The sequence below is a fragment of the Mycobacterium ulcerans subsp. shinshuense genome (assembly GCF_002355775.1).
GTDB classification, from domain to species: Bacteria; Actinomycetota; Actinomycetes; order Mycobacteriales; family Mycobacteriaceae; genus Mycobacterium; species Mycobacterium marinum.
Window position 1 is genome coordinate 2,111,744 of sequence record NZ_AP017624.1, and the last position, 22,356, is coordinate 2,134,099.

Sequence of the window (22,356 nt, forward strand, 5' to 3'; positions counted from 1 at the left end):
CCGCAGGAGCGGCGGTGACCAGATCGAATCACGGCGAACCCGTCTCTCTTCGACCCGACGATCTCGTAGATGATCTAGATGGGCGAAAAACGTTCAGGGACAGTGAATCGCGCGAACAGTGAGGCGGATTTTGTGCAGAGCGCAGCACGAACGCGGCTGGATGCCCTTCGGCCAACCGTTTCAGCCTGCAGGCTGAAATTGTCCAAAGCGATTGCCGGGATCGCGCATCGCGGCGTGTTGGTGGTGGCTCTGGTGGCGGCCGTGGTGGGGACCTTGGCTGGTGCGCGAGGAGCGGTAACGCCGGCTACCCGGCCACCGGCCGACCGGGATCAACTTTGGAAGATTGTGCACGACCGATGCGAGCGTGACTATCAACGTACGGGTGCTTATGCCCCTGCACGCTGGTGGACGAAAGCTCCGGCATCGCCTTGTACAAGGCCGACGGTGACCCATATCAGTTCCTGTTGCTACCACTGGCCCGGGTCAGTGGAATCGAGGATCAGGCCCTGCAGGAGCCGTCGACTGGTAAGTACCTCTATGAGGCCTGGGCCGATCGATTCGCGGTGACTGCTCGGCTGAACAACGCGCTTCCGGAGTCCCATCTGGTGCTCACGATCAATGCAAAGAATGCACGCAGCCAAGATCAGCTGCACATTCACATATCGTGTTCGTCACCAGCGACATTGGCCACTTTGAAGGAGGTCAACGCAGCTGACTACGTTCGCTGGAAGCAGCTCCCGGTCGATTTGGGTGGCCATAGTTATCACGTCTTGGCGGTGAACACCGACACCCTCAAGTCCAAGAACCTATTCCGCGACATTCACGATAAGGTGGCCGCCGATGGCAAGAAGATGGAAAACGCCTCGGTCGCGCTCGCCAACGTGGCGCCGGATCGGTTCCTACTGCTGGTAGTCGAGGGAACGGACGAAGATCCGGTTGCCGCAGAGACCCTGCAGGACCACGACTGCTCGGTCGCCAAAGCCCTGCGCTAGCGCAATGGCGCAGTTGCCGTTTCGGACGCGGCCCTCGGCGCGGTGAACTGCCGGACGGGCCCGGTTACGGCCTGGTTATCCGCCGGAGAATGGGCGGGGCATCACGGTCAGTCGCACTCCGTATCGGGGTGCGACGCCGCCGCGGCCTGTTCCGGTCATTGCCATTCCGGGCATTCCGGGGATGCCGGATGCGGGAACCTCGTCGGTGGGCAGGGTGGTCAGCGGGGTGGCCTGCAGCGCTTTGATGGTGGTGACCTTCGGCTCGGTCCAGCTGGGCGGGACCGACATTTGGCCAATTCTGTTGCCACTGGTCAGCTCTGCTGCGATCGGGCCCAGTTCGGCGCCCAGCGCCGGCTCACCACCGAGTGCGGCGAGCGCGTTGGGGGCGTCGGCGGTGGCCGCGGCGGCGTGGGGGATGAGGCCCAGCGTGTCGTCGGTGCCGATGATTCCGCTGCCCATCGACTGGATGTTCTGCATCGAACCGATCGTCGCGTAGAACGCCAGCAGGCCGTCGAGGACGGTGAGGTCGTCGGCCAAAAACGATGGGAAGGGGATCATGTTGATCAGCTCTCCCAGCGGTATCAGGATTGCTGAGAGTTCGGGAGCGATCGGCAGGAGCGCAACACCTATGGCGTCGATCAGATTTCCTAGCCAGTTACCGCTGTCAGCGGCCACATTGGCGGTGGAGTTGGCCACTGCGGCGCTTTGAGCGCCCAGGCCGGCGGGGTTGGTGGTCTGATGCGGGGAACTGAAGGGGGTCAACGCTCTTGCGGCAGCCGAGGTGGAGGAGTAGCTGGTCATCGCGGTGGCGTCGGTGGCCCACATCTCGGCGTATTCGGCTTCGCTGGCCGCGATCGCCGCGGTGTTTTGGCCGAAGAAGTTCGTGGCAATCAGTGCCGCGAGTTCGGCGCGGTTGACGGCGATGGCCGGCGGCGGCACCGTCATCGCGAACGCCTGCTCGTAGGCCGCGGCCGCGGCCGAGGCCTGCATGGCCGAGTGTCCTGCCTGGACGGCAGTGGCCTCTAGCGCACCAACATAGGGCAGCACTGAGGCGACCATTGCGGCCGAAGACGGACCCAGCCATTGGAAGCTGGTCAGGTCTGCGATCATGGCCCGGTAAGACTCGGCGGCGGAATGCAATCCGACCGAGACGCTGTTCCAGCTTGCCGAGGCGGCCCTGAGCGAGGCCGAGCCCGGGCCGGTGTACATGCGGGTCGAGTTGATCTCTGGCGACCGCGACGCCGACTGGTTTGTCTGGTACGAGCACGGAGGTCTCGGCTATTTCTGGCAGGCGGTGGTGGCACACGTTGAATCGGGTGCCCCGATCAGTACCTTGGCAAATGCCGGAACCGTCTCTGACCTGCTCTGCGCCTTGACCGACGCGGTGTTCGCCGGCAAAGTCCCGCCCTACCCGCCTGGCACGTGGGCTGCGTTTGGCTATTGAGGCCACACTTCCCAGGTGACCATCGTACGCATCGGTCCGGCGAACACCGGTTGCACCGCTCCTGATCGCCAGCGCTCTTCGGCGATCGGCGCCAGCGCGTTGGTTGCGGTCAGCGGATCCCCGTCGAGGTACACGACGGTGATGTATTGCGGGCCGGGATACCAGCCGCGTGGCAACGGATTCCACGCGGTGCTCGAGCCGAAGGTCCAAGCTCCCGCAACGCCAGGGCTGGCCAGCAGCGCCGGGTAGTGTTCGGCGTGCAGCCATTGCAGCCACGTATCGGGGCGGGTGCCAGTAGGTTCCTCGACGATCAGCACTATCCCGCGGTGTGGCCGAAACGGCACGACCTCCGCAGAGATAAGCGCGCTCGGTGCGGAGTGCCGATGCAGCAAGCGCACACCGCTCACCCGCAATAGCGGTCGCTTGACGGGGAAGCGGCCAGTGTCGGCCAGCGTGCGCCCCAGTGCCACAAAGTCGTCGAAGGTCTGCCGCACGGGTTCACCGACGAGGTAGTGCACCGCGTTGCAAATCTTGCCCAGCGGTCCGCGAGCGGCCAGCCGTGAGCTGAGGTAGTCTCCATCGGCGATCCAGCGCAGGCCGTGCACGATGCCGGGGAGCTGGTATTGCTCGGGCATGTGATCGAGCAGGTGCCAGCGCAGATAGTTGCCGTCATCGTCGGGCGGCGCGGCTGCGGTCAGGCTGAATATCCCCGCGGCGGTCCGGATCACGGTGAATCCAGCTCGGCCAGTGCGTGCAGGTTATCCAGGTACTGCTGCCGCGAGGAGTGCGCGAACGTGGCGCAGATGGTGGTGGCGCCGTGCGCGGCGAGGTCGGCGAGGAGGTGCCGGGTTCTTTCCGGGTCGCCGATCGGGTTCAACGGCTCTGGTGAACTGAGCACGACTTCGAATCCTGATCCAATATCGAAGCGGCTCAGCCAGTCCCGAGCTTCGCCCAAGCTTATTCCGAAGGGAACCCACCCTTCGGCGAGGCTGGTGGCTCGCCGCAACGAACGCAGGGTGCGCCCTCCCACCCAGATGGGAAGGCGCTTCTGGACGGCACACGGGTCGACCACCATGTCGCGGAACGAATAGAACTCGCCGTGGTATCTGGGTTCGGGTACTGACAATGCGGCGCGCAGCGCGCGCAACGCGTCGTCGGCTCGCGCGCCCCGGTTTTCAAACGGCGCACCGATGAGGTCAAATTCTTCTTTGAGGCTACCGACGCCGACGCCGAGGATGAGCCTACCGTTGCTGACCGTGTCCAAGGTGCCGTAGCGCTTGGCGATCTCGAGCGGGTGGTGATAGCCGAGCACCAGGACGTTGGTAGCCAACCGGATTCGCTGGGTGCGGGCGGCGAGGTAACCCAACGTCGCCAGCGGATCCCAGTAGCGTGTCCCGCGGCGCCGTTTCTCCGCGGCTGGCAGCGCGATGTGCTCACTGCAGGTCAGATGGTAATAGCCCAACTTGTCTGCGGTTTCGGCGATCTGGGTCAGGTCTTCGATCGAGGCGGCCTTCTCCCAGGGGGCGCTGACCCCGGGTAGCAGTGTGACCGCCGGTGTGGCAATGGACAGCTTCGCGGCTGCGGCGCTCATCGCGATTGATGCTAACAACCTCTTGGATGGGCGGGGTCGTCCCTGGCGGCTCGGTCTCGGCGAGCGGCGTCGCCGGGCGGAGGTCAGCCGCCCAGGTGCGAGCCGAACCAGCGTTGCAACGCGTCCCGCAGGCTGCCTCGGGCCGCGGTGTCGAATGCGTTTGCTGCCCAGGCGACATAGCCGTCGGGCCGGATCAGCATCGCGGCGGCCGGACGATCGGCGATCGAGGTGTGCACAATCTCGACGCGATCGGCCCAGCCCTGCGCCGCAGCCGCGGCGTCACCGTCTGCGAGGTCAATCAGTAGTGGACGAGCACCACACATCAGCTCATCGATACGTCGTCCATCATCGGTGGTCAGTACGGGAACCAGCCGCCCGGACAGCGGGTGCTCGTCGCCGACGGGGTAGATGAGGTCCGACCCGGCCAGCAGCGCCCCCATCTGTTTGGTGACTTCGGGAATGGTGAGCAGCTCGCCAAATAGCTCTCGCAGGGCGCCGACTTCGGGCCCGGGGGCCATCAGCGCGGTCTGGGCCAGCGAATGCATCATGACTCGAGCGCCCACCGGGTGACGTTCGGACTCGTAGGCGTCGAGCAAACCATCCGGGGCCCAGCCGTTGAGCTCGGCGGCAAGTTTCCATCCCAGGTTGAATGTGTCCTGTAGACCCAGGTTCAGGCCGGGGCCGCCCATCGGGCTGTGCACGTGAGCGGCGTCGCCTAGCAGCAATAGCCGCCCGCGACGATATCGCTCCGCGTGTCGAGTGTTCTGTCCGTTGATGCGGCGCAGGGCGTGGGGGCCGGGGCCTTTGGGTCTTTTCAGGGGGATGTCGACGCCGAGCACCCGCTGCACGCTTTCGCGCAGTTCGGCCAACGACATCGGCCGCTCCTCGACGGGGGGACCGGACTCGATGGTCCCCAGCATGGACCGGCCCGGTTCAAACTCGGCAAAGATCACCCCACCACGGTCGAAACGGCTGTGCCCGAATGGAAGCCGACCGAATTCTGGAATCTCGACAGCACGGTCCGCGGTGCGGAACTCGTCGGGAAGCTGCACATGCGCCAGCCTGCCGACGGTGGCTGAGGTGCATCCGGGGAACTCGATGCCCAGCGTCTTTCGCACCAGGCTGCGGCCTCCGTCGGCGCCAATCAGGTACCGGGAGCTGATTTCGTAGCTGCGCTGTGGTGAGGACACCTCCGCCACAACGGATTGCGAGTCGCAGCGAAACCCGGTGAGTTCATCTCCCCAACGTAGGTCCACACCAAGAGCGCTAGCCCGCTGTTCTAGCAGTCGCACCAGTCTGGGCTGTGGCATCAGCATTGTGTAGAGGGAATTGTCGTTGAGGCCCAGGAAGCTCAGCGGCATGGCGGCGAACATCCAGCCCTGCGCCGGTTGTGGTGGACCGTCATCGCCGCTGAAACTCTGATAGAGGCCCCGCATGTCCAGCATCCGGACAACCTGCCCAACAAGACCATTGGCCTTTGGTTCGGCACTGGGTCCGGATAGCTTGTCGAGTACCACGGGCCGGATGCCGGCCAACGCGAGTTCGCAGGCCAGCATCAGCCCGTTTGGTCCGGCGCCGGAGATCACGACATCGGCCGCCACGTCAACCACGTTGTTCCCCCGGTTTGGCGGGTTCGGGCAGTCCGGCGGCTACGGAGGCGAAACCCGCCCGGATCAACTCCGTGATGGCCACTGGTGGATCGGCCGTCGCGTAAGTATCCATTGCCGCGTCGCCGACCGCGCGCACCACTGCTACCACCAACCTTGGATACATGTCGTTCTCGGGGTCGGTGCCGGTGCGTTCGGCGATTGCGTCGCGCCAATCCTCCAACAGCTCGCGTGAGGCCGCTTCGCGAATTTGCGGGTTCATGAGCAATTTTCGGACTTCGGCAAGCTCACCACGGCTCGGGAGTCGGTCCTCGTCCGCCGTGGCTTCGTGGAGGTCGGCCTGCAGCGGTTCCAGTACGGCGTGCGCGATCGCGGTCCAGAGCGGTTCGCCGGCGGGGCGCTCTCGCAGCGCCGCGATGCTGCGTCGCATGCGTTCGGTTTGCCGGTAGGCCAGCGCCTCATATTTGCCTGTGAAGTAGTTATTGAAGGTGCGTAGCGACACCCCGGCCACATTGGCGATGTCTTCGCGGGTGACGTTATCGAACCCGCGTTCGAATGCCAGTGCCAGTGCTGCGTCGCTGAGCGCCCGTCTGGTGTCGGCCTTCTTGCGCTGGCGCAGACCTGTCGGCGGGTGATCGTCGGGCACGGCAAGAGCATAGTGGATAATTGCCCATCGGGCAAAATTGCCTGCCAGGAAATTATCTACGGTCAATCATGTTCGACGGGGTCGAGTAGCTGGACCTCTTCCAAATCCATGTCGGCTTGCACTTCGCGCAACACGATGTCATCGATGAGGTTCTGGTTGCGCAGCGCCGTGATGGCGTGGCGTTGATGTTCGAGCACCCCAAGACGCACCCGTCGGACCAGATCGGTGCGCTGGGCGAGGTCGCTGGGCGCGGAATCGTCGCCGTTTTCCCGGATGATCGTGGCGCGCTCCTCGTATTCCTTGGTCAGCCGTTTCAACAGGTCCGGACTCACCCCGAGCTCGCTTGCGACGTCCGGCAGGACCTCGAGGGCGGCTTCGGCGCTGCGGGTTCGGGCCAGTTGAACTTCGTCGGCGTGCGCAACGTCCCCGGGTACTCGGGCCCACCGGACCACCGCGGGCAGCGAGCTGCCCTGGACCAGCACGGTCACCAATATGACGACGGATACGACAAAAATGATGAGGTTTCGATCCGGGAACGGGGCGCCGCTGTGGGTGGTCATGGGAACCGCGAGCGCGGCGGCGAGTGACACCGCACCGCGGAATCCAGCCCAGCTGGTGATGCAGCGCTGCCGAAAGCCGACGTGGCGGGTGTCCTTTTTCAGGAAGCGGTCCAGCGCGACCCCCAACACGGTGGTCACCTCCACCCAGACGATTCGGGTCGCGATGATCACGCCGGTGACAGCGAGTGCGATGAACGTGGCGCGCCGAAGTCCGCCGTCGACATTGGAGATGTGGTCTATCGCACCGGGGATCTGAACGCCGACGAACACCCACAAAGACCCGTTGATGAGGAAGGTGGTGATGTCCCAGAAGGCGTAGGACTGCATCCGCGACCGCGCCCGGATCACTCGCGGACCCGTGTAGGTGAGAACCAAAGCCGAGATCAGCACGGCGACGACACCGCTGCAGTGCATGGATTGGGCGAGCAAGAACGCCGCGAACGGCGTCAGCAGACTCAGGGCTCCCTCCTCGAGCGGTGCATCGATTTTGCGGCGCAGCATTGTCACCAGTCCGCCGACCAGCAGCCCGGCAACAATGCCACCGAGGTAGGACACCACGAACCGGCCGGCCAGGGCGGCCGGTCCAAGCTGGGCGGAGCCCTCGGCGACCGCGACGGTCACGGCGAACAGGACTAGCGCGGTCCCGTCATTGATGAGGCTCTCGCCGCGTAACACGGTCAGGGCCCGGCGCGGCAGTCGTTTGGCCAGACCGGCCACGGCGGCGGCATCGGTGGGGGAGAGCACCGCACCGAGGACCGCGGCGGCGTGGGACTCCATGCCGAGCGCCCGCGCCGTCCACGACACGGCCACCGCGGTCGCGATCACCAGGCCGATGCTGAACATGATGACGATGCGCAGATTCCAGCGAAGTTCGCGGAAACTGGTGTTCAGGCTCTCCCAGTACAGGATCGCGGGCAAGAACAGCAGCAGGACGATCTCGCCGTCGATCTGGACATCTCCGAAACGAGGGACCAGGCCCAGCAACGCGCCCAGCAGAATGAGCAGCACCGGGGGGCCTACGCGATAGCGGCGTCCCAGGACGGCGCCAATGACCACGGTGGCCACCAGCGCGACGATGACGACAAGCCCAAACACCAGACCATCCTCGCGTACGCACCAGGTGCTCGCTCAGGCGCCGGGCGGGTGATCGCTGTCGGCGCAGCGGTCAGGCGGATTGGCGGGTGGTCGCGCTATGAGCAGTCGCAGCAGTCTCCGCAGTCACAACAGTCTCCGCAGTCGCAGCAGTCTGCGCAATCACCGCAATCGCAGCAACAGTCGTCGTCGCAGCAGCCCTCGCAGCAATCACAGGTGCAGTCACAGCAGCGGTCTTCGGTGCAGGTGTTCCAGCACCCCCGCCTGGGGCTTTGGTCGGGGTTGGGTGCAGGCTCGCCTGGTAGTCCGGGGTAGGGGCCGGCGCTCATCGGCTGGGCGCCGAAGTTGATCGGTTCCTGCCGACCGTGCGGCGTCGCTTTGTACCCCGGGTATCCGAGCTGGCTGAACGTGCGCGATACGCTGTGGCGCACCTCCCGGGTCAACAGCCGCCGGGCCAGCCTTCCGTCGGTGAAGTCCACGTCGGCCAGCGCGAGTTCGATACCCAGCAGCGCGTCGTCACAAAGGGGGCGGACCGCTGCGATGGATGTTGCGGTCGCGGTCAGCGGATTCCACTTTCCCCGCGCCAGGTCGTCGTGGTAGTCGGCGACGGCGTCCAGCAGGTGTGCGATCCGTCCGAAGAGGCGGCCGATCTCGCGCAGCGGAGCTTGGTTGGCGGGGCGCTGCGCCAACACCGCGGTGTGCTCGAATGCCGCGGCGAACGCCGACTCGGTGGGCTCGGTCACCAGTAACAGTGAGCTGCCCGCAACGGCGTTGGCCTCCAGATCGGCCTGTCGGTCCATCGCGGCGACGAGCACGTTGGTGTCGAAGCCCAGCGCGTTCCCGGCATCCGTGCCCTGGCGGACCCATCGCTGCGCGATGCGCCGCGCCGTGGGTCGTATCGGTGCCGCACCAACAACGCCGTCTCGGTCCTCGATGTGGTCGCGCACTCGCGCTGCGGCCAGCGCCAACGAGACCACGGCGGCCAGTCGCGCACATTCGCCGGTCGCGACGTCGGCCCGGCGCATCCCGCGCAACGGGCAAGGTCCGGCCGTTCGCCGGGTCGCAGGCGTCATGGAGTGCGCTTCGACCAGTACGGATACCACCAACCCGTCGTAGTTGGTGGCGATCCGTGCGGCCTGACCGTAGTCGTCACGCAGCGCCAGGCACAGCCCGCACAACTGGGCGCGCCAGGCGGCCGTGAGTTCTCGGCCTAGCCGATGGCGGCAGGGCCAGATGATGCCAAACACGGATCGAAGCTACCGGAGCAGGCGCCGTGCGTCCGGGTAAACGTAGCGCCCGCCGCGCCGGAGTTGGCCGCCCTGGGAAACGGCTGCCGGCCAGCACGAACTCCATCGTGAGAACGCGGGGTGCGATTGGCGGCGCCGGCTGGTGTGCGGTGTTTTCGCCTTGCTGTGAAAGTTGTTTGTGGCCGGTGCAATACACCAAGCAATGTCTGAAACCCCGCTAGCCCAGGTGCCGGTGTCTGTGCCGGAGCCAAAGGGTGGGATCGTGGGCCGATCCTGACTGGCGGTGAAATCAATTCCGGGCGTTGATAATCCCGCGGTTGATCTTGGAGTACGCCGTTGCCCGCCTCGGGCGATACAAACACTGCGGCGGCGCACGCAGCGTGCTTTCGCCGCACCGGGAGCACCGGGGGACTAAGCTGCGAACCCGGATCGAAGGGTGGTGTAGATGAACTTCAAGCTCATGGTGACCGTTGCGATGCTCATTCTCTCGGTGGTGATGGGCAGCACCGGCTGCTCGCATCGCGGTCGGTCGCCGGCTACCAAGGCCATCGACGTTTCGATGGATGAGGTGTTGAAGCAGAGCAGCATCGAGCGTGACATCACGCTCTCGGTCGGCGACACACTCCTGGTGACCCTGGGATCCAACTACACCACGCCCTACCGCTGGACCGAAGACGCGACGATCGGAGATCCCACCGTGCTGAATCAGATCAGTCATCGGTATGTCCGGCCGGATACCGACGTGATCGGAGCGCCTGGAACCGAAGTGTGGACATTCACGGCGCTCAAGCCCGGCACAACCACGATCACCACCGGCTATGCCAGTTTCGTAGGCAGCGACAACACTCCGACGTGTACCTTCACCGCGAAGGTGACCGTGAAGTAGTCGCCGCCGCGGCGCTGCGTTGGTGCGTGCGCGCCTACCCGCACCAATGTGTCCTCGCTAAGCTGGGCAGCAGCGTCGAGTCGCGAACCGCAACCGGTGGCAGGACCCATGGTCGCGAGTTTCCCGCTGGAAAGGTCAAGCGTGATGAACACCGTTGTGGATTTCCACTTTGACCCGATGTGTCCGTTCGCCTACCAGACTTCGGTCTGGATTCGCGATGTCCGGGCGCAGTTGGGAATCACCATCAATTGGCGGTTCTTCAGCTTGGAAGAGATCAACCGGGCAGAAGGCAAGAAGCACCCCTGGGAGCGGGACTGGTCCTACGGCTGGTCGCTGATGCGGATCGGCGCACTGCTGCGCCGATCGGACATGTCGTTGCTGGACCAGTGGTATGAGGCGATCGGGCACGAATTGCACGTGCTCGGTGGGAAGCCACACGATCCCGCGGTGGCGCGACGCCTGCTTGGTGACATCGGCGTGGAGGCGGCGGTTGTCGATGCAGCGCTTGATGATCCGAGCACCCACGACGAGATCCGTGCCGAGCATCAGCGAATGGTCGACGCCAATGGATACGGCGTGCCGACGCTCTTCATGGACGGGCAATGCTTGTTTGGGCCGGTGCTGGTAGACCCTCCGACCGGCGCTGACGCCCTGAAACTGTGGAATGTGGTCAGCGGGATGGCCGAGCTGCCGCACGTCTACGAACTGCAGCGGCCGAAGTCGGCGGCCGATGCCGAGCTCATCGGGCAGAGTCTGCGCCCGTACCTTGATGGGCGCGATTGGGTCAGCATCAACCGCGGCAAAATCATCGATGTCGATCGCCTGGCCGGACGCTAGGCCACTCACACCATAGCGACGGGGGAGATCTTGCGCCCGATCGCCAAGGCGCCGGCCAGTTCTCGGCTGACGTCGTAGTCGAAGACGGCGTGTCCGCTGATCACGTCAACGTCGCGTTTGGCTCGCTGCAGAGGGTTGTTCAGGAAATGTGCGCTGGCACCCGACGCTTCAAGTAACTCGCCGATCACCGCACGTGATTCGTGCACGATGTGGGCGGCCGCCAGGCGGGCATCGGCGCGGATCGGACGCGGTACCCGGTCTCCGGTCGCGAGGATGTCTTCGATTCGCCCGACGGTGTCGGCCAGCAGACCGTGCAATGCCCGCAGCCGGACCCGGGCTTCGCCCACTCGGACTTGCGCGGCGGGTTTGTCCTGTTGTTTGGCGCCTTCGTAGGCTAGGATCCGCTCGCCCAGCCGCGCGGTGAAGACGTCCGCGACGTGCTCGGCCGCGCCCAGCGCGGGCATGGCAGCGACCAGAGCGAGGGCGGGCACCAACGGCCAACGGTATGCCGGCGCTTCGTGCACCTTCGAGCCTGGCGTGGTGCCAGCGTAGATATCAGTGACCTTGATCAGCCGGTAGGTGGGTACGAAGACGTCCTCGATGACGACGTCGTTGGACCCGGTGGCCCGCATCCCGTCGGTGTGCCACACGTCGATGATCCGAATGTCGTTGGCGGGCAACAGTGCCAGGGCGGGATAGATCGCATCGTCGGAACCGCACAACGTGCCGACGATGATCCAATTGCCGTCCATCACGCCGGTTGCCCATGACCAGCGTCCGCTCAACCGGACGCCCCCGTCGGCGGGTAGGCCGCGGCCGGTGGGCGCCAACGGCGCCGGGGCAAGAAATGGTGTCGTGGTGAAGCCCTCACTTTGTGCCCGCTCGTCGAAGAGGGCCAGCATCCAGTTGTGCAAGGCGTAAAACGCCGCGGTCCAGGCAGTTGAGGCACACCCGTGCGCCATCCGGCGCACCGGGTCGAAAATTGCGCTGAACTCGGCCTGCTGCCCGCCGTAGCGGGCCGGTTTGAGCAAGTCGGGGAACCCGGCCGCGGTCAGTTCGGTGACGGTGGCCGCGGGCAAGCGCCGAAGTTTTTCGGCCTCGTGTGCACGCTGTGCGAGGCTGTGCACAAATGTGTCGGTAATGCCGGCCGTCATGAGTCCACCATACCGTTCTGTATGGCAATCCAAGGTCGGGGACGGCAATGTCGCGCTGGCAGGAGCTTTCGGGTATCCGGCTAGGCGGTGGTTGTTGCGGTCTCGAGTTCGTCGAACGCCTCGCCTGTGTAGCGCACCAGTCGTTGCAGATGCGGCAGGGTGTCGCGGCAACCGAGGAATCCGAGCACGACCTTGTCGGTATAGCCGACCAGCGTCACATTGAGGCCGTAGCCATCGCACAGGAACGACATGGGAACGATGACGTCCAGCTTGGCGCCGGAAAGGTACAACGGCTCCTTGGGCAGCACCACGTTGGAGACGGTGAAGTTGAACAGGGGCGGGATGATGCCCAGCGCTCCGCTCTTTTGTCCCGCCGCGATCGGCAGCAGGCCGAACACGGAGTAGTGCTGCAGGGCGTTGGGTGACAACGCCAGCAGTTCGGCTTTGCCCCGGCTGGTCGATGCCGAAATCGTGGTCAGCCGCTCGATCGGGTCTTCGATCGAGGTGCCTAGCTGGGTGACGAAACCTGACGCGGCATTGACCGTGTCGGCGTCACGTTCGAAGCCCACCGGCACTGACACCGTGAGGTTGCTCTTCGGCAAGGCGCTCTGATCCCGCAGGTAGTGTCGGCACGCACCGCCGATCGAAGCCAAAACCACGTCGTTGATGGTGGTACCGGTCGCGCTGGACACCGCCTTGAGCCGGGGCAGGCTGAGCACCTGGACCGCCAGCCGGCGATGCCGGTTGATCCGGGTGTTAAACGGTGTGCCCGGGGTAGTGAGCGCCGCTCGTACCGAGCTGTTGGCGCCGCGTGCCATGCTGATGATCTTTCCGATCAGCTCGCTGACCGCCGAAACGCCCTCGACCGCACGCTTGGCCGTGGTGGCGGCGAACACGGTGGCCAGTTCGTAATCATCGCCGAGCGGTTCCGGCTTGCCCGAACCCGGGGGAGCGGTGGGATCGGTGGTTAGCCAGCTCTTGATCAGGTTGACCCCGCCCATGCCGTCGACCGCGCAGTGGTGGGCCTTGAAATAGATGGCGAACTGCTTGCCTTCCAGACCCTCGATGACGTGCAGTTCCCACAGCGGCTTGGTCATGTCCAGTGGCGTCGAGTGCAGTCGCTCCACCAGGGCGCCAAGATCGCGTGCGGTTCCGGGTTGGGGGAGTGCGGACATCCGGACGTGGTAACTCGGGTCGGGCTGCACCTGCTTCCAATAGGCCATGGAGGGGCCGCCGACGATCACGCTGTCGAACGGAAAGGGGAGAAATGCCAGCTGTGAGACCGCCTCATAGAGGTCACGGATGAAGCCCCGCGGTGCATTCTTGGGCATGTCGAAGATTGCAAACGCCCCGATGTGCATCGGGGTGCGGGGCGCCTCCATCCGTGCGAACATCTGGTCCAGCGGGCTGAGTAGTTTCACGTGGCTCACCCTAGCGATTTCGGCTGCCAGTGGTTCGTGGTTGGCGCGATCGGATTACTGGCTTCGGGAGCTGCCGAAATGGCCGTTGGCCAGGCATCCCGTGCGCCGCGCAGTGGCTGTTCCGTGGTGCCGAATGAGTGAATGAATCCGCTTTTGCACCAGCCGTTTTGCCACGCAGCGTGCGGCTGTTAGCTCGGGCGGCTGCCGACCTCCAAACTTGCCAGCCCGCAGGTGCCGTCGAACACCACCCGGCCGAATTTGCGCACGACGCAATGGAGTCGCCCGGCAAGGTGCTCAAAGTCGGTGTCGACGTTGTGGCGTTGGGCCGGCACTGGCACGGGCAGGGTATGCGGACCGCTGCCGGCGCCTTCGCCCTCCAGCTCGATCTGGTAATGCAGTGAGAAGGCGCGCACCCGCCAGTGTCCGTCGGTGATCTGGGAACGCACTACCGCGGGGGGCGTCACGCGAATCACCTCGTCGCCGAGTCGCACCACCACTCCGGTGACATCCTGGCGGATTGGACCGAACTGAAGAAGGCCCCCAGAGAATGCGACCGAGGCGTCGGCGTTGTCGAAATCGTGCGCTTGACCCCACCACCAGTGTTCGGGAAAGCCGGTGCCCCAATTGCGTTCGCAGTAGAGCCGGGCCGAGTCGAATGACCAGGTTTCGCCATTGAACCCCACTGTGCCACTGGCATTCCCGCCGAGGCGGTAGGGATGCCAGTACTGGTTGAGGAACGGAATGGAAGAAAACAGTCCACCGCCCCCGAACGGCTTGGGCCATTCGACCGGATCACTGAAGTGTAGGTCTAGATGAACGTCGTCAATGTCGATGCGGAGTCGATCGGTGCCGGCCACCACCCGGGCCGTGTCGTCATCGCCGGCATGTACCGAGAACGGGGATGAGTCCGCGTTGGCGTCGTCCAAGGCGACGCTGCGCACAACATCACCGGGGTGCAGCGCCACCGCGACCGTGGCCCAGTCCCCGTCCGGGTGCTGGTTCACGCTGCACAGGGCGACAACCACGCGGCCAGAGGCGCGATCGGTGAGGCGCCAGAACCAGCCCTCCATTTCGCGCCCATGTGATGGCAACGGGTCACCGAAAGGCAGATCGGCGCCGGTGCTCCGATATGCGTCGACCAGTCGCTTGACGGCGCCTTCGGCCACCCAGCGCAGATATGTAGCCGTCATCGTTGTTGGCGTACGTAGGTCTCGGCCAGGAACTGCTCAACCGCAATGGCGGCATGCGCCGCGCGCGCGGAGCCAAAGATGTCGAATGCGTGCTGGGTGAAGGGTAATTCGGCGTAGGCCACCGGCTGGGTGCTGACACCTTGCAGTGCGGTGACGAACGCGCGGGCCTGCTCGACCGGAACCAGTGAGTCGTTGCGGCCGTGCGGCACAAAAAACGGGGGTGCGTCGGCGCTCACATGATTGACCGGCGACGCTGTGATGAATGGCTGCAGGTTGGCCGATGGGCGCTGCTTGACCACCGATCGCACCAGCAGCCCGGGCATCATCGGATGCATCGCGTCGTCGAAACGGGTGAAGTCATAGACGCCGTAGAACGGCACGGCCGCCTGTACTCGGGTGTCGGCTTCCTCGAAGCCGGGCTGGAACTGCGGGTCGTTGGGGGTCAGTGCGGCCAGCGATGACAGATGGCCGCCGGCAGAACCGCCGGTGATGGCGATGAAGTCGGGGTCGCCCCCGTATTCGGCGATGTGTGCCTTGACCCAGGCCAGGGCGCGTTTGACGTCGATGATGTGGTCGGGCCAGGTATTGCGCGGGCTGTGCCGATAGTTGATCGCCACGCAGGCCCAGCCCAGCTCGGCGAGATGGCTCATCAACGGATGGGCCTGCCCGCGCTTGTTTCCTGTCGTCCAGGCGCCGCCGGGGATTTGAAAAAGCACTGGCGCCTTGGCGCTGAGATCGAGGTCGGGACGCCGCCAGATGTCGAGATGGTTGGCGCTGCCGTATTCGCCGTAGGAGATGTTGGAGTCGTGCGCGTAGTCGCGATAGATGCGCAACATGCGCAGTGGCCCCGGGGCCTTGGCGGTGCCGGGACCGGCCGGACGGTGCCACAGTCCGGCCGAGCCGGCACGGTGATCGGTCCCCAGGCCACTGTCGAGGGCGTCCTTGAGCGTGATGTCGGCCCGGTGGCCTGCCCGATTGAAGTTCAACAACCTCAATGCCGAGATCCCTGCCACCAGCCACGAGATTGCCCGGACCGGGCGAGTGAGGCGTTGGGCAGTCAACAACAGCCCGCCGACCTGACTGGCCATAGTCTGCAACGCAAACTCCGTGACGACCAGGCCGAACATCCACGACCAAATCGACAGGAATCCCTTGCGTGCCAAGGGTTTATACGCGTTCAGCGTGGACACCGCGGTGACTGCGGCTACTCCCAACGCTCCGAATTGGCGGATGATGTGGATGATCTGTGCGCGCCCCATGTTCCCACAATACTTAGTTCGGCTTCCCACTATTTTGTCAGGCGCTTCCCACTACCTGACGACGTGTCGTGTAAGGAAGTTCCTGACGGAGTGGGAGTGTTGTGTTGAGTGCTCACCCAACGCCGGTTGCGCAGATCTGGTGTTCATTCTGCGCAAAGCCCGACACCGAGATCGACATGCTGGTGGCCGGGGCCGGGGTGCAGATCTGCAACGAGTGCGTGGCGACCGCCGCGGCGATCATGGACACGTATCGCGACAGACCGCATGAGGTTCGGCTGCCGATGTGGGAGTCGATGGATGATCAGCAGATGCTCAGTCACATCCCGCGAATTGCGGTGGTAGCTGGTCAGGTCGAGGCGGATTTGCGGGCCTGGGGCGCCGGGCTGCGTCGCCGTGGCGTGACGTGGTCGAGAGTTGGTGAAGCCCTTGGCGTCACCCGGCAGTCCGCGTGGGAGCGATTCTCGGTGCAGCGGTAGCAATACTGTGGGCGGACCGGCCGGCGCGTTGGGGTGTGGCTCGGTGCGACACCCGCGATATCCACGTCCGCGGAGTTCGTCGACGAAGCGCATCGCGCGTTCGGTTGTGGTGCGAACATGCCTTCGAGTACGGTAGCTCTCGGTCGCCGGGCGTTGTCCGTCGCCGACCCTCCGGGGCTCGTAATGCTCGTCCCGGCCGGGCGGAAATCTCGTCGCGACGATGAAAAAAGTTGGAAAGAAACGGTTTTCACGGTCTTCTTGGTGACTATATGCAATGTCGGCCACGAAGTGCCCGGCCGTTGACCACCCGAGACGTTTCCCAAATCCAGGACAGCGGGTGGGAGGCCGCCCTAGGCTCTGTGATCTACACCGCATCGATTGCCCAGGGTTGTTGGGCTTTGCTCAAGTGTCGGTCGCTGAGAAGGGGTGCAAACGGTGGCGTTCTTGGTTGCGGAGCCGCAGGTCATGGCGACGGCTGCCGGGCAGGTCGAGGAAATCGGGTCGGCGATCGGGGTGGCCAACGAGTTTGCCGCCGGCTCCATCTCGGGCGTTGCTGCCGCTGCCGGTGACGAGGTATCCGCCGCGATAGCCAGCTTCTTTGCGGCCCATGGTCAGGCCGATCAGACGATGGCCGGTCTGGTTGCGGCGTTCCATACCGAGTTCCAGCAGGCCTTGGCTCAAGCCGGAAATGCCTATGTGCAGGCGGAGGCGGCCGGGGCGGCAGCGCTTGCGGGTGCGCTGGGCGTCCCGGTGACATCGGCCGCGGCGCCCGCTGCCACGATCCCGCCATTCCCGGCAAATCTTACGACGCTGGTTATGGGGGGCACCGGAATTCCGATACCGGGTCCAGGGTTTATCAATCTCGCCAATGAACTCTACGTGCGTTCGGCCAATGCCCTGTTGGGGCTGAACACGCCCGAGGAACTGTATCCGCTGACCGGTACCAAGAGTCTTACTCTCGACGCCTGGGTAAGCGAGGGGTTGACCATTCTGGATAACGCGATCATGGAGCAGCTTGCGATTCCCGGTAATACCGTCACGGTGTTCGGGGTTTCGCAGAGTGCGGTGATCGCCAGGGCTCCGGCGTTGTTGATTAGCAGGCTTGTGAGCTGGGGAATTGTGGATTGAGGAGGTCTAGGCGGCGGTTGGCGGTCAAAGCGGTGATCCGGCAGGCTTCGGCGATGTTGTCGGCGCCGTTGAGGCGGTGCAGATTGATCGCGGTGTTGCGTAGCGTTGCTAGGACCTGTGCGCCGTTTCCGGTATGTGCCCTTTGACGGTCTTCGTCGAAGGTGACGTCGCGTATCCAGTGCAGGCTGTTCTCGATTCCCCAGTGTTGACGCATCCAGGTCATGATCGCGGTAGGGCGGGCGTGCTCGAACGACAGGCTGCAGATGGCATAGACCACCTCCACGCTGCGCTGGTCGGTGGCGGTGATCAAGCGTTCACGAGTGATCCGGATGATTTGTTTTGCGTAGGGGAAGCCGATTCCTCGTGCAGCGGTGATGATTTGCAGGGTGCGGGTCTCGACACGGCCGTGGCCGCGGGAGTCGTCGGTAGCGGCTGCGGGCACCTCGGCCCAGGGCAGCGCGGTGATACGCGCAAGTATTTTGGCTTGGTTGGACTTGACGATCATCAGGTAGTGCGACTTCAAGGTGGCGCAGATCAACTTCGCGGTGACGACCTGGGTATGCATCGCATCCACGGTGACCAGCCACCGCAAGCTACCCGGCAGCAGCGTGAGCAGGGCACGTACGCAGGGAATTTCATTGCTTTTCTCGGCGACAGCGAGTTGACCGAGCACCAATCGGGCACGGTGGGCGAACACCGACACGAGATGCGTGGCTGTCGCTTTGGCGCGTAAAGCACCACGCCGCATCTTGCCGTCCAACGCGATCGGCACCAATCCACTGGGGTCGCTGCTGGCCACGTGTGCAGTGAAGTAACTGCCCATCCTGGCGTTGAGGTCGGCGGGGTCTAGCCGAGACAAAACAGCGCGGAAGGTCTTCTCACTGGGCCGCCGGAACCGGACCCCTAATTGGGCCAACACATCATCGGGAGCGGTGGCCGCCCATGTGGCAAAACCAGCATAGCCGCGCATCCCCGCGGCAGTGGCCAGAACCGCGATCGCCAACAAAGCCATCAGCGAATACCTCCGACCGCGTGGGTCCCTCGGGTCTGGCACCGAGGCCAACACATCGAGAAACTCCGATCCGATGAGCTCGCTGCGCCCACCAGGACTCCAGCGGTCGAACACCTCTGGAACCGACGACACAGGCAATACTGAAACGGTAGGCACGGGCAACTCCAGACCAACGACGAACAGTAACCAACTCGATCGTTCTTCAGATAGCCCGTGCCTACACTCCGGCCCCAATAGCGCGGCACCAAAGATCATCAACCCAGCTCACAAGCCTGCTAATCAACAACGCCGGAGCCCTGCGGTGATCGCTTCTTTGGAAATGCAGAAACTGGCGGCTCTGGGACCGGCCGCGCCAACCGCGTCTCAGCTGAACTTCGTGCTGTTGGGCAACGAGATGAACCCGAACGGCGGATTGCTGGCCCGGTTCCCGGACCTGTCGATCCCGAGCCTGGGGTTGACCTTCTACGGCGGAACGCCGCCGGACACTATTTACCCGACCGCGAATTACACGCTGGAATACGATGGCTTTGCCGACTTCCCGCGTTATCCGCTAAATTTTATTTCCGATCTCAATGCAGTCATGGGCATTGTGTATGTGCATCCAACTTATTTGGATCTCACCCAAGCTCAGGTCGATAATGCGATTCCATTGGCGACCTCCCCAGGCTACTCGGGCGTCACCAGTTACTACATTCTTCCGACGGCAAACTTGCCACTTCTGGAGCCGCTACGTGCGATCCCGGTCATCGGGAACCCCTTGGCGAACTTGATCCAGCCGGACCTGAAAGTGCTCGTCAACCTCGGCTATGGCGACCCCGCCTACGGTTATTCCACGAGCCCCGCCGACATTACGACGCCGTTCGGCTTGTTCCCCGATGTGCCGCCACACGTCATCGCCGACGCGCTGGTGGCGGGAACGAAGCAGGGCATTAGCGACTTCAAGGCCGATATTCAGCAAATGTTCTCGCAGCCGGCCACGCTGCCATCACCGCCGATGCTGCAAGCGCCGGACCTCATGGCCGCGCTCGCGGCGGCCCCCACTCCGGTAGAGGTCGTCAACACGCTGACCAAGATTGTCTCCGACGACTACGCAACTCTGCTTCCGTTGGCAGACATCGGCACGGCCTTCGTCATCACGATGCCCACTTATGACGCCACCCTCTTTGTCGATCAACTCCTGCAGGGCAACCTCATCAATGCGTTCGGATATCCCATCGCGGCCGACGTGGGCCTGACCGCGATCTCGGGTGGAGTAGTCGCCCTGGTCGCCATCGGAACTCTCCAAAGCAACATCAGAGATCTGCAGAGTCTCTTTCCCTAGCTCGATCGGTCTGGCTGGGTGATCGGCGAGGGCGATCGATCTGGAAGTCAGTCGATGACGAGCGGATCCGCAGCCGCGTCCCGTGCGTTGCAATGGTGACCGGCCGGGCCGAGACGTACTTACGGGTCTGGGCTTTGGGAACTGCGCCAGGTGCGTGATGTGGTCGAGAGCTGTTGAGGCGCTTGTCATCACCTGGAATTCCGAGGGTCGCTGATTTCGCTGCAACACAGCGCTACGGTGCCCCTGGGGCGGCGTAGCATCAAAGCCGGCACCCGTGAGCTAGGCATGACATGAGCAAAACCCGGAGCAATACCACCGACATCGACAAGTGGGATCGCGCCCTCACCGCGCATGTCATCGCCCTGACCAGGCCGATTGTCAAGCGCTATTTCCGTTCCGAGGTGCGTGGCCTGGACAACATCCCGCCCGGTGCGTCCCTGCTGGTGTCGAACCATTCCGGTGGCCTGGTTTCGTTTGATCTGTCGGTTTTTGCCGTCGGCTACTACGACCAGTACGGCTACGAGCGCCCGTTGTTCGCGCTTGGCTTTGACACCTTGTTCGCCGGGCCCGCCGCGGAGTTCTTCAACCGCACCGGGGCGGGGCTCCGGCGTTGTTGATTAGCAGGCTTGTGAGCTGGGTTGATGATCTTTGGTGCCGCGCTATTGGGGCCGGAGTGTAGGCACGGGCTATCTGGAGAACGATCGAGTTGGTTACTTTTCGTCGTTGGTCTGGAGTTGCCCGTGCCTACCGTTTCAGTATTGCCTGTGTCGTCGGTTCCAGAGGTGTTCGACCGCTGGAGTCCTGGTGAGCGCAGCGAGCTCATCGGATCGGAGTTTCTCGATGTGTTGGCCTCGGTGCCAGACCCGAGGGACCCACGCGGTCGGAGGTATTCGCTGATGGCTTTGTTGGCGATCGCGGTTCTGGCCACTGCCGCGGGGATGCGCGGCTATGCTGGTTTTGCCACATGGGCGGCCACCGCTCCCGATGATGTGTTGGCCCAATTAGGGGTCCGGTTCCGGCGGCCCAGTGAGAAGACCTTCCGCGCTGTTTTGTCTCGGCTAGACCCCGCCGACCTCAACGCCAGGATGGGCAGTTACTTCACTGCACACGTGGCCAGCAGCGACCCCAGTGGATTGGTGCCGATCGCGTTGGACGGCAAGATGCGGCGTGGTGCTTTACGCGCCAAAGCGACAGCCACGCATCTCGTGTCGGTGTTCGCCCACCGTGCCCGATTGGTGCTCGGTCAACTCGCTGTCGCCGAGAAAAGCAATGAAATTCCCTGCGTACGTGCCCTGCTCACGCTGCTGCCGGGTAGCTTGCGGTGGCTGGTCACCGTGGATGCGATGCATACCCAGGTCGTCACCGCGAAGTTGATCTGCGCCACCTTGAAGTCGCACTACCTGATGATCGTCAAGTCCAACCAAGCCAAAATACTTGCGCGTATCACCGCGCTGCCCTGGGCCGAGGTGCCCGCAGCCGCTACCGACGACTCCCGCGGCCACGGCCGTGTCGAGACCCGCACCCTGCAAATCATCACCGCTGCACGAGGAATCGGCTTCCCCTACGCAAAACAAATCATCCGGATCACTCGTGAACGCTTGATCACCGCCACCGACCAGCGCAGCGTGGAGGTGGTCTATGCCATCTGCAGCCTGCCGTTCGAGCACGCCCGCCCTACCGCGATCATGACCTGGATGCGTCAACACTGGGGAATCGAGAACAGCCTGCACTGGATACGCGACGTCACCTTCGACGAAGACCGTCAAAGGGCACATACCGGAAACGGCGCACAGGTCCTAGCAACGCTACGCAACACCGCGATCAATCTGCACCGCCTCAACGGCGCCGACAACATCGCCGAAGCCTGCCGGATCACCGCTTTGACCGCCAACCGCCGCCTACACCTCCTCAATCCACAATTCCCCAGCTCACAAGCCTGCTAATCAACAACGCCGGAGCCCTGCGCACCGGGGTGATCCGCGCGACGCGGGCCAACGCGGCCGCGGCGTTGGCGTCGGGTGCGGTAGTGCTGGTCTTTCCGGGCGGAGACCTTGACGTGTATCGACCGACCTTGCGCGAGAACGTCATTGACTTCGGCGGTCGGACCGGTTACGCGGCCACCGCTATCGAGGCAAAGGTGCCGATCGTTCCCGCGGTGTCCATCGGCGGGCAGGAAGGCCAGTTGTTCTTGACCCGGGGCAGGCGCGTCGCGCGTGCGCTGCGGCTCACCAGGCTGGAACGCAAGCTGTTTCGCACCAACATCCTGCCGGTCACTTTCGGTATTCCGTTCGGGTTCAGCGTCGTGGCGCCGGTCAACGTGCCGCTGCCCACCAAGATCGTCACCGAGGTGTTGCCGCCGATCGACATCGTCACCGAGTTCGGCGGTTACCCCGATGCCTCAGACGTCGACGCGCGGGTGCGTCAAGTGATGCAGCGCGGGCTGGACGCGTTGGCGTCCCAGCGTCACTTCCCGATTCTGGGCTAATGGCTGCG

19 protein-coding genes and 3 pseudogenes are annotated in these 22,356 nt (G+C 64.1%); 10 read left to right on the forward strand and 12 right to left on the reverse strand.

The annotated features are described in order from the left end of the window. The first annotated feature begins 102 nt into the window (after positions 1-102). Positions 103-992: pseudogene (locus SHTP_RS09580) on the forward strand (CDP-diacylglycerol diphosphatase). A gap of 75 nt (positions 993-1,067) precedes the next feature. On the opposite strand, the gene SHTP_RS09585 reads toward SHTP_RS09580, so the two are convergent. Then, positions 1,068-2,201: a PPE family protein gene (locus tag SHTP_RS09585; protein ID WP_096370438.1), complete on the reverse strand. Its 1,134-nt coding sequence runs from the start codon at positions 2,199-2,201 to the stop codon at positions 1,068-1,070. Here SHTP_RS09585 and SHTP_RS09590 point away from each other — a divergent pair. Beyond that, the gene (locus SHTP_RS09590; RefSeq protein WP_231991342.1) at positions 2,200-2,436 is read left to right on the forward strand and encodes a hypothetical protein; all 237 of its coding nucleotides are present in this window, start codon (positions 2,200-2,202) and stop codon (positions 2,434-2,436) included. The genes SHTP_RS09585 and SHTP_RS09590 overlap by 2 nt on opposite strands. On the opposite strand, the gene SHTP_RS09595 is transcribed toward SHTP_RS09590, so the two are convergent. The 6 genes from SHTP_RS09595 to SHTP_RS09620 form a co-directional block, all read right to left on the reverse strand. Next, a complete protein-coding gene (locus tag SHTP_RS09595) occupies positions 2,430-3,164 on the reverse strand; it encodes a hypothetical protein (protein ID WP_015356320.1) in 735 nt (244 codons plus the stop codon). The genes SHTP_RS09590 and SHTP_RS09595 overlap by 7 nt on opposite strands. Next, the gene (locus SHTP_RS09600; protein WP_096370439.1) at positions 3,161-4,027 is read right to left on the reverse strand and encodes a TIGR03619 family F420-dependent LLM class oxidoreductase; all 867 of its coding nucleotides are present in this window, start codon (positions 4,025-4,027) and stop codon (positions 3,161-3,163) included. The genes SHTP_RS09595 and SHTP_RS09600 overlap by 4 nt, the downstream gene beginning before the upstream one ends. An 83-nt stretch (positions 4,028-4,110) precedes the next feature. Further along, the gene (locus SHTP_RS09605; protein WP_096370440.1) at positions 4,111-5,637 is read right to left on the reverse strand and encodes an FAD-dependent monooxygenase; all 1,527 of its coding nucleotides are present in this window, start codon (positions 5,635-5,637) and stop codon (positions 4,111-4,113) included. Further along, positions 5,630-6,280, reverse strand: coding sequence for an acyl-CoA-like ligand-binding transcription factor (locus SHTP_RS09610; protein ID WP_096370441.1), 651 nt, complete (start codon positions 6,278-6,280; stop codon positions 5,630-5,632). The genes SHTP_RS09605 and SHTP_RS09610 overlap by 8 nt, the downstream gene beginning before the upstream one ends. Before the next feature lie 62 nt (positions 6,281-6,342). Continuing rightward, positions 6,343-7,935: a Na+/H+ antiporter gene (locus SHTP_RS09615; RefSeq protein ID WP_096370442.1), complete on the reverse strand. Its 1,593-nt coding sequence runs from the start codon at positions 7,933-7,935 to the stop codon at positions 6,343-6,345. 95 nt (positions 7,936-8,030) lie between these two features. Then, the gene (locus tag SHTP_RS09620; RefSeq protein WP_096370443.1) at positions 8,031-9,179 is read right to left on the reverse strand and encodes a DUF5685 family protein; all 1,149 of its coding nucleotides are present in this window, start codon (positions 9,177-9,179) and stop codon (positions 8,031-8,033) included. Between the two features lie 445 nt (positions 9,180-9,624). On the opposite strand from SHTP_RS09620, the gene SHTP_RS09625 reads away from it, so the two are divergent. Then, a complete protein-coding gene (locus SHTP_RS09625; RefSeq protein WP_096370444.1) occupies positions 9,625-10,065 on the forward strand; it encodes a protease inhibitor I42 family protein in 441 nt (146 codons plus the stop codon). 144 nt (positions 10,066-10,209) lie between these two features. After that, entirely contained in the window at positions 10,210-10,902 is a 693-nt protein-coding gene (locus SHTP_RS09630; protein ID WP_172900529.1) for a mycothiol-dependent nitroreductase Rv2466c family protein, read from the forward strand. Positions 10,903-10,907: 5 nt separating this feature from the next. Here SHTP_RS09630 and SHTP_RS09635 read toward each other — a convergent pair whose 3' ends face one another. The 4 genes from SHTP_RS09635 to SHTP_RS09650 all read right to left on the reverse strand — a co-directional run bounded on the left by SHTP_RS09635 (position 10,908) and on the right by SHTP_RS09650 (position 15,926). Further along, positions 10,908-12,056 carry an acyl-CoA dehydrogenase family protein gene (locus SHTP_RS09635; protein WP_096370446.1) on the reverse strand — a complete coding sequence of 383 codons (1,149 nt, stop codon included), beginning with the start codon at positions 12,054-12,056 and terminating at the stop codon, positions 10,908-10,910. An 80-nt stretch (positions 12,057-12,136) separates the two neighbouring features. After that, positions 12,137-13,477: a WS/DGAT/MGAT family O-acyltransferase gene (locus SHTP_RS09640; RefSeq protein WP_096370447.1), complete on the reverse strand. Its 1,341-nt coding sequence runs from the start codon at positions 13,475-13,477 to the stop codon at positions 12,137-12,139. A gap of 188 nt (positions 13,478-13,665) precedes the next feature. Then, complete coding sequence (locus SHTP_RS09645; protein ID WP_096370448.1) at positions 13,666-14,667, reverse strand: tocopherol cyclase family protein; 1,002 nt, start codon at positions 14,665-14,667, stop codon at positions 13,666-13,668. Continuing rightward, positions 14,664-15,926 (reverse strand): alpha/beta hydrolase, encoded by a 1,263-nt coding sequence (locus SHTP_RS09650; RefSeq protein WP_096370449.1) that lies wholly within the window; start codon positions 15,924-15,926, stop codon positions 14,664-14,666. The genes SHTP_RS09645 and SHTP_RS09650 overlap by 4 nt, the downstream gene beginning before the upstream one ends. 101 nt (positions 15,927-16,027) lie before the next feature. On the opposite strand from SHTP_RS09650, the gene SHTP_RS09655 reads away from it, so the two are divergent. Together SHTP_RS09655 and SHTP_RS09660 are read left to right on the forward strand one after the other, a co-directional pair. Continuing rightward, positions 16,028-16,402 carry a ClpX C4-type zinc finger protein gene (locus tag SHTP_RS09655; RefSeq protein ID WP_096370450.1) on the forward strand — a complete coding sequence of 125 codons (375 nt, stop codon included), beginning with the start codon at positions 16,028-16,030 and terminating at the stop codon, positions 16,400-16,402. 435 nt (positions 16,403-16,837) lie between these two features. Beyond that, on the forward strand, positions 16,838-17,530 hold the full coding sequence (locus SHTP_RS09660) for a PE domain-containing protein (RefSeq protein WP_231991746.1): 693 nt from the start codon (positions 16,838-16,840) through the stop codon (positions 17,528-17,530). Here SHTP_RS09660 and SHTP_RS09665 read toward each other — a convergent pair. Further along, complete coding sequence (locus SHTP_RS09665) at positions 17,496-18,698, reverse strand: ISAs1-like element IS2404/ISMul1 family transposase (RefSeq protein WP_420872981.1); 1,203 nt, start codon at positions 18,696-18,698, stop codon at positions 17,496-17,498. The genes SHTP_RS09660 and SHTP_RS09665 overlap by 35 nt on opposite strands. 142 nt (positions 18,699-18,840) lie before the next feature. Between SHTP_RS09665 and SHTP_RS09670 the strand changes: the two are divergent. From SHTP_RS09670 to SHTP_RS09685, 4 genes and pseudogenes are all read left to right on the forward strand, one after another. Further along, positions 18,841-19,863: pseudogene (locus SHTP_RS09670) on the forward strand (PE-PPE domain-containing protein); the annotation flags it as partial. 290 nt (positions 19,864-20,153) lie between these two features. Continuing rightward, the gene (locus SHTP_RS09675; RefSeq protein WP_231991344.1) at positions 20,154-20,480 is read left to right on the forward strand and encodes a lysophospholipid acyltransferase family protein; all 327 of its coding nucleotides are present in this window, start codon (positions 20,154-20,156) and stop codon (positions 20,478-20,480) included. 123 nt (positions 20,481-20,603) lie between these two features. After that, a complete protein-coding gene (locus SHTP_RS09680) occupies positions 20,604-21,806 on the forward strand; it encodes an ISAs1-like element IS2404/ISMul1 family transposase (protein WP_420872982.1) in 1,203 nt (400 codons plus the stop codon). 20 nt (positions 21,807-21,826) lie between these two features. Further along, positions 21,827-22,348 (forward strand): annotated as a pseudogene (locus tag SHTP_RS09685) (lysophospholipid acyltransferase family protein); the annotation flags it as partial. Positions 22,349-22,356: the final 8 nt, after the last annotated feature.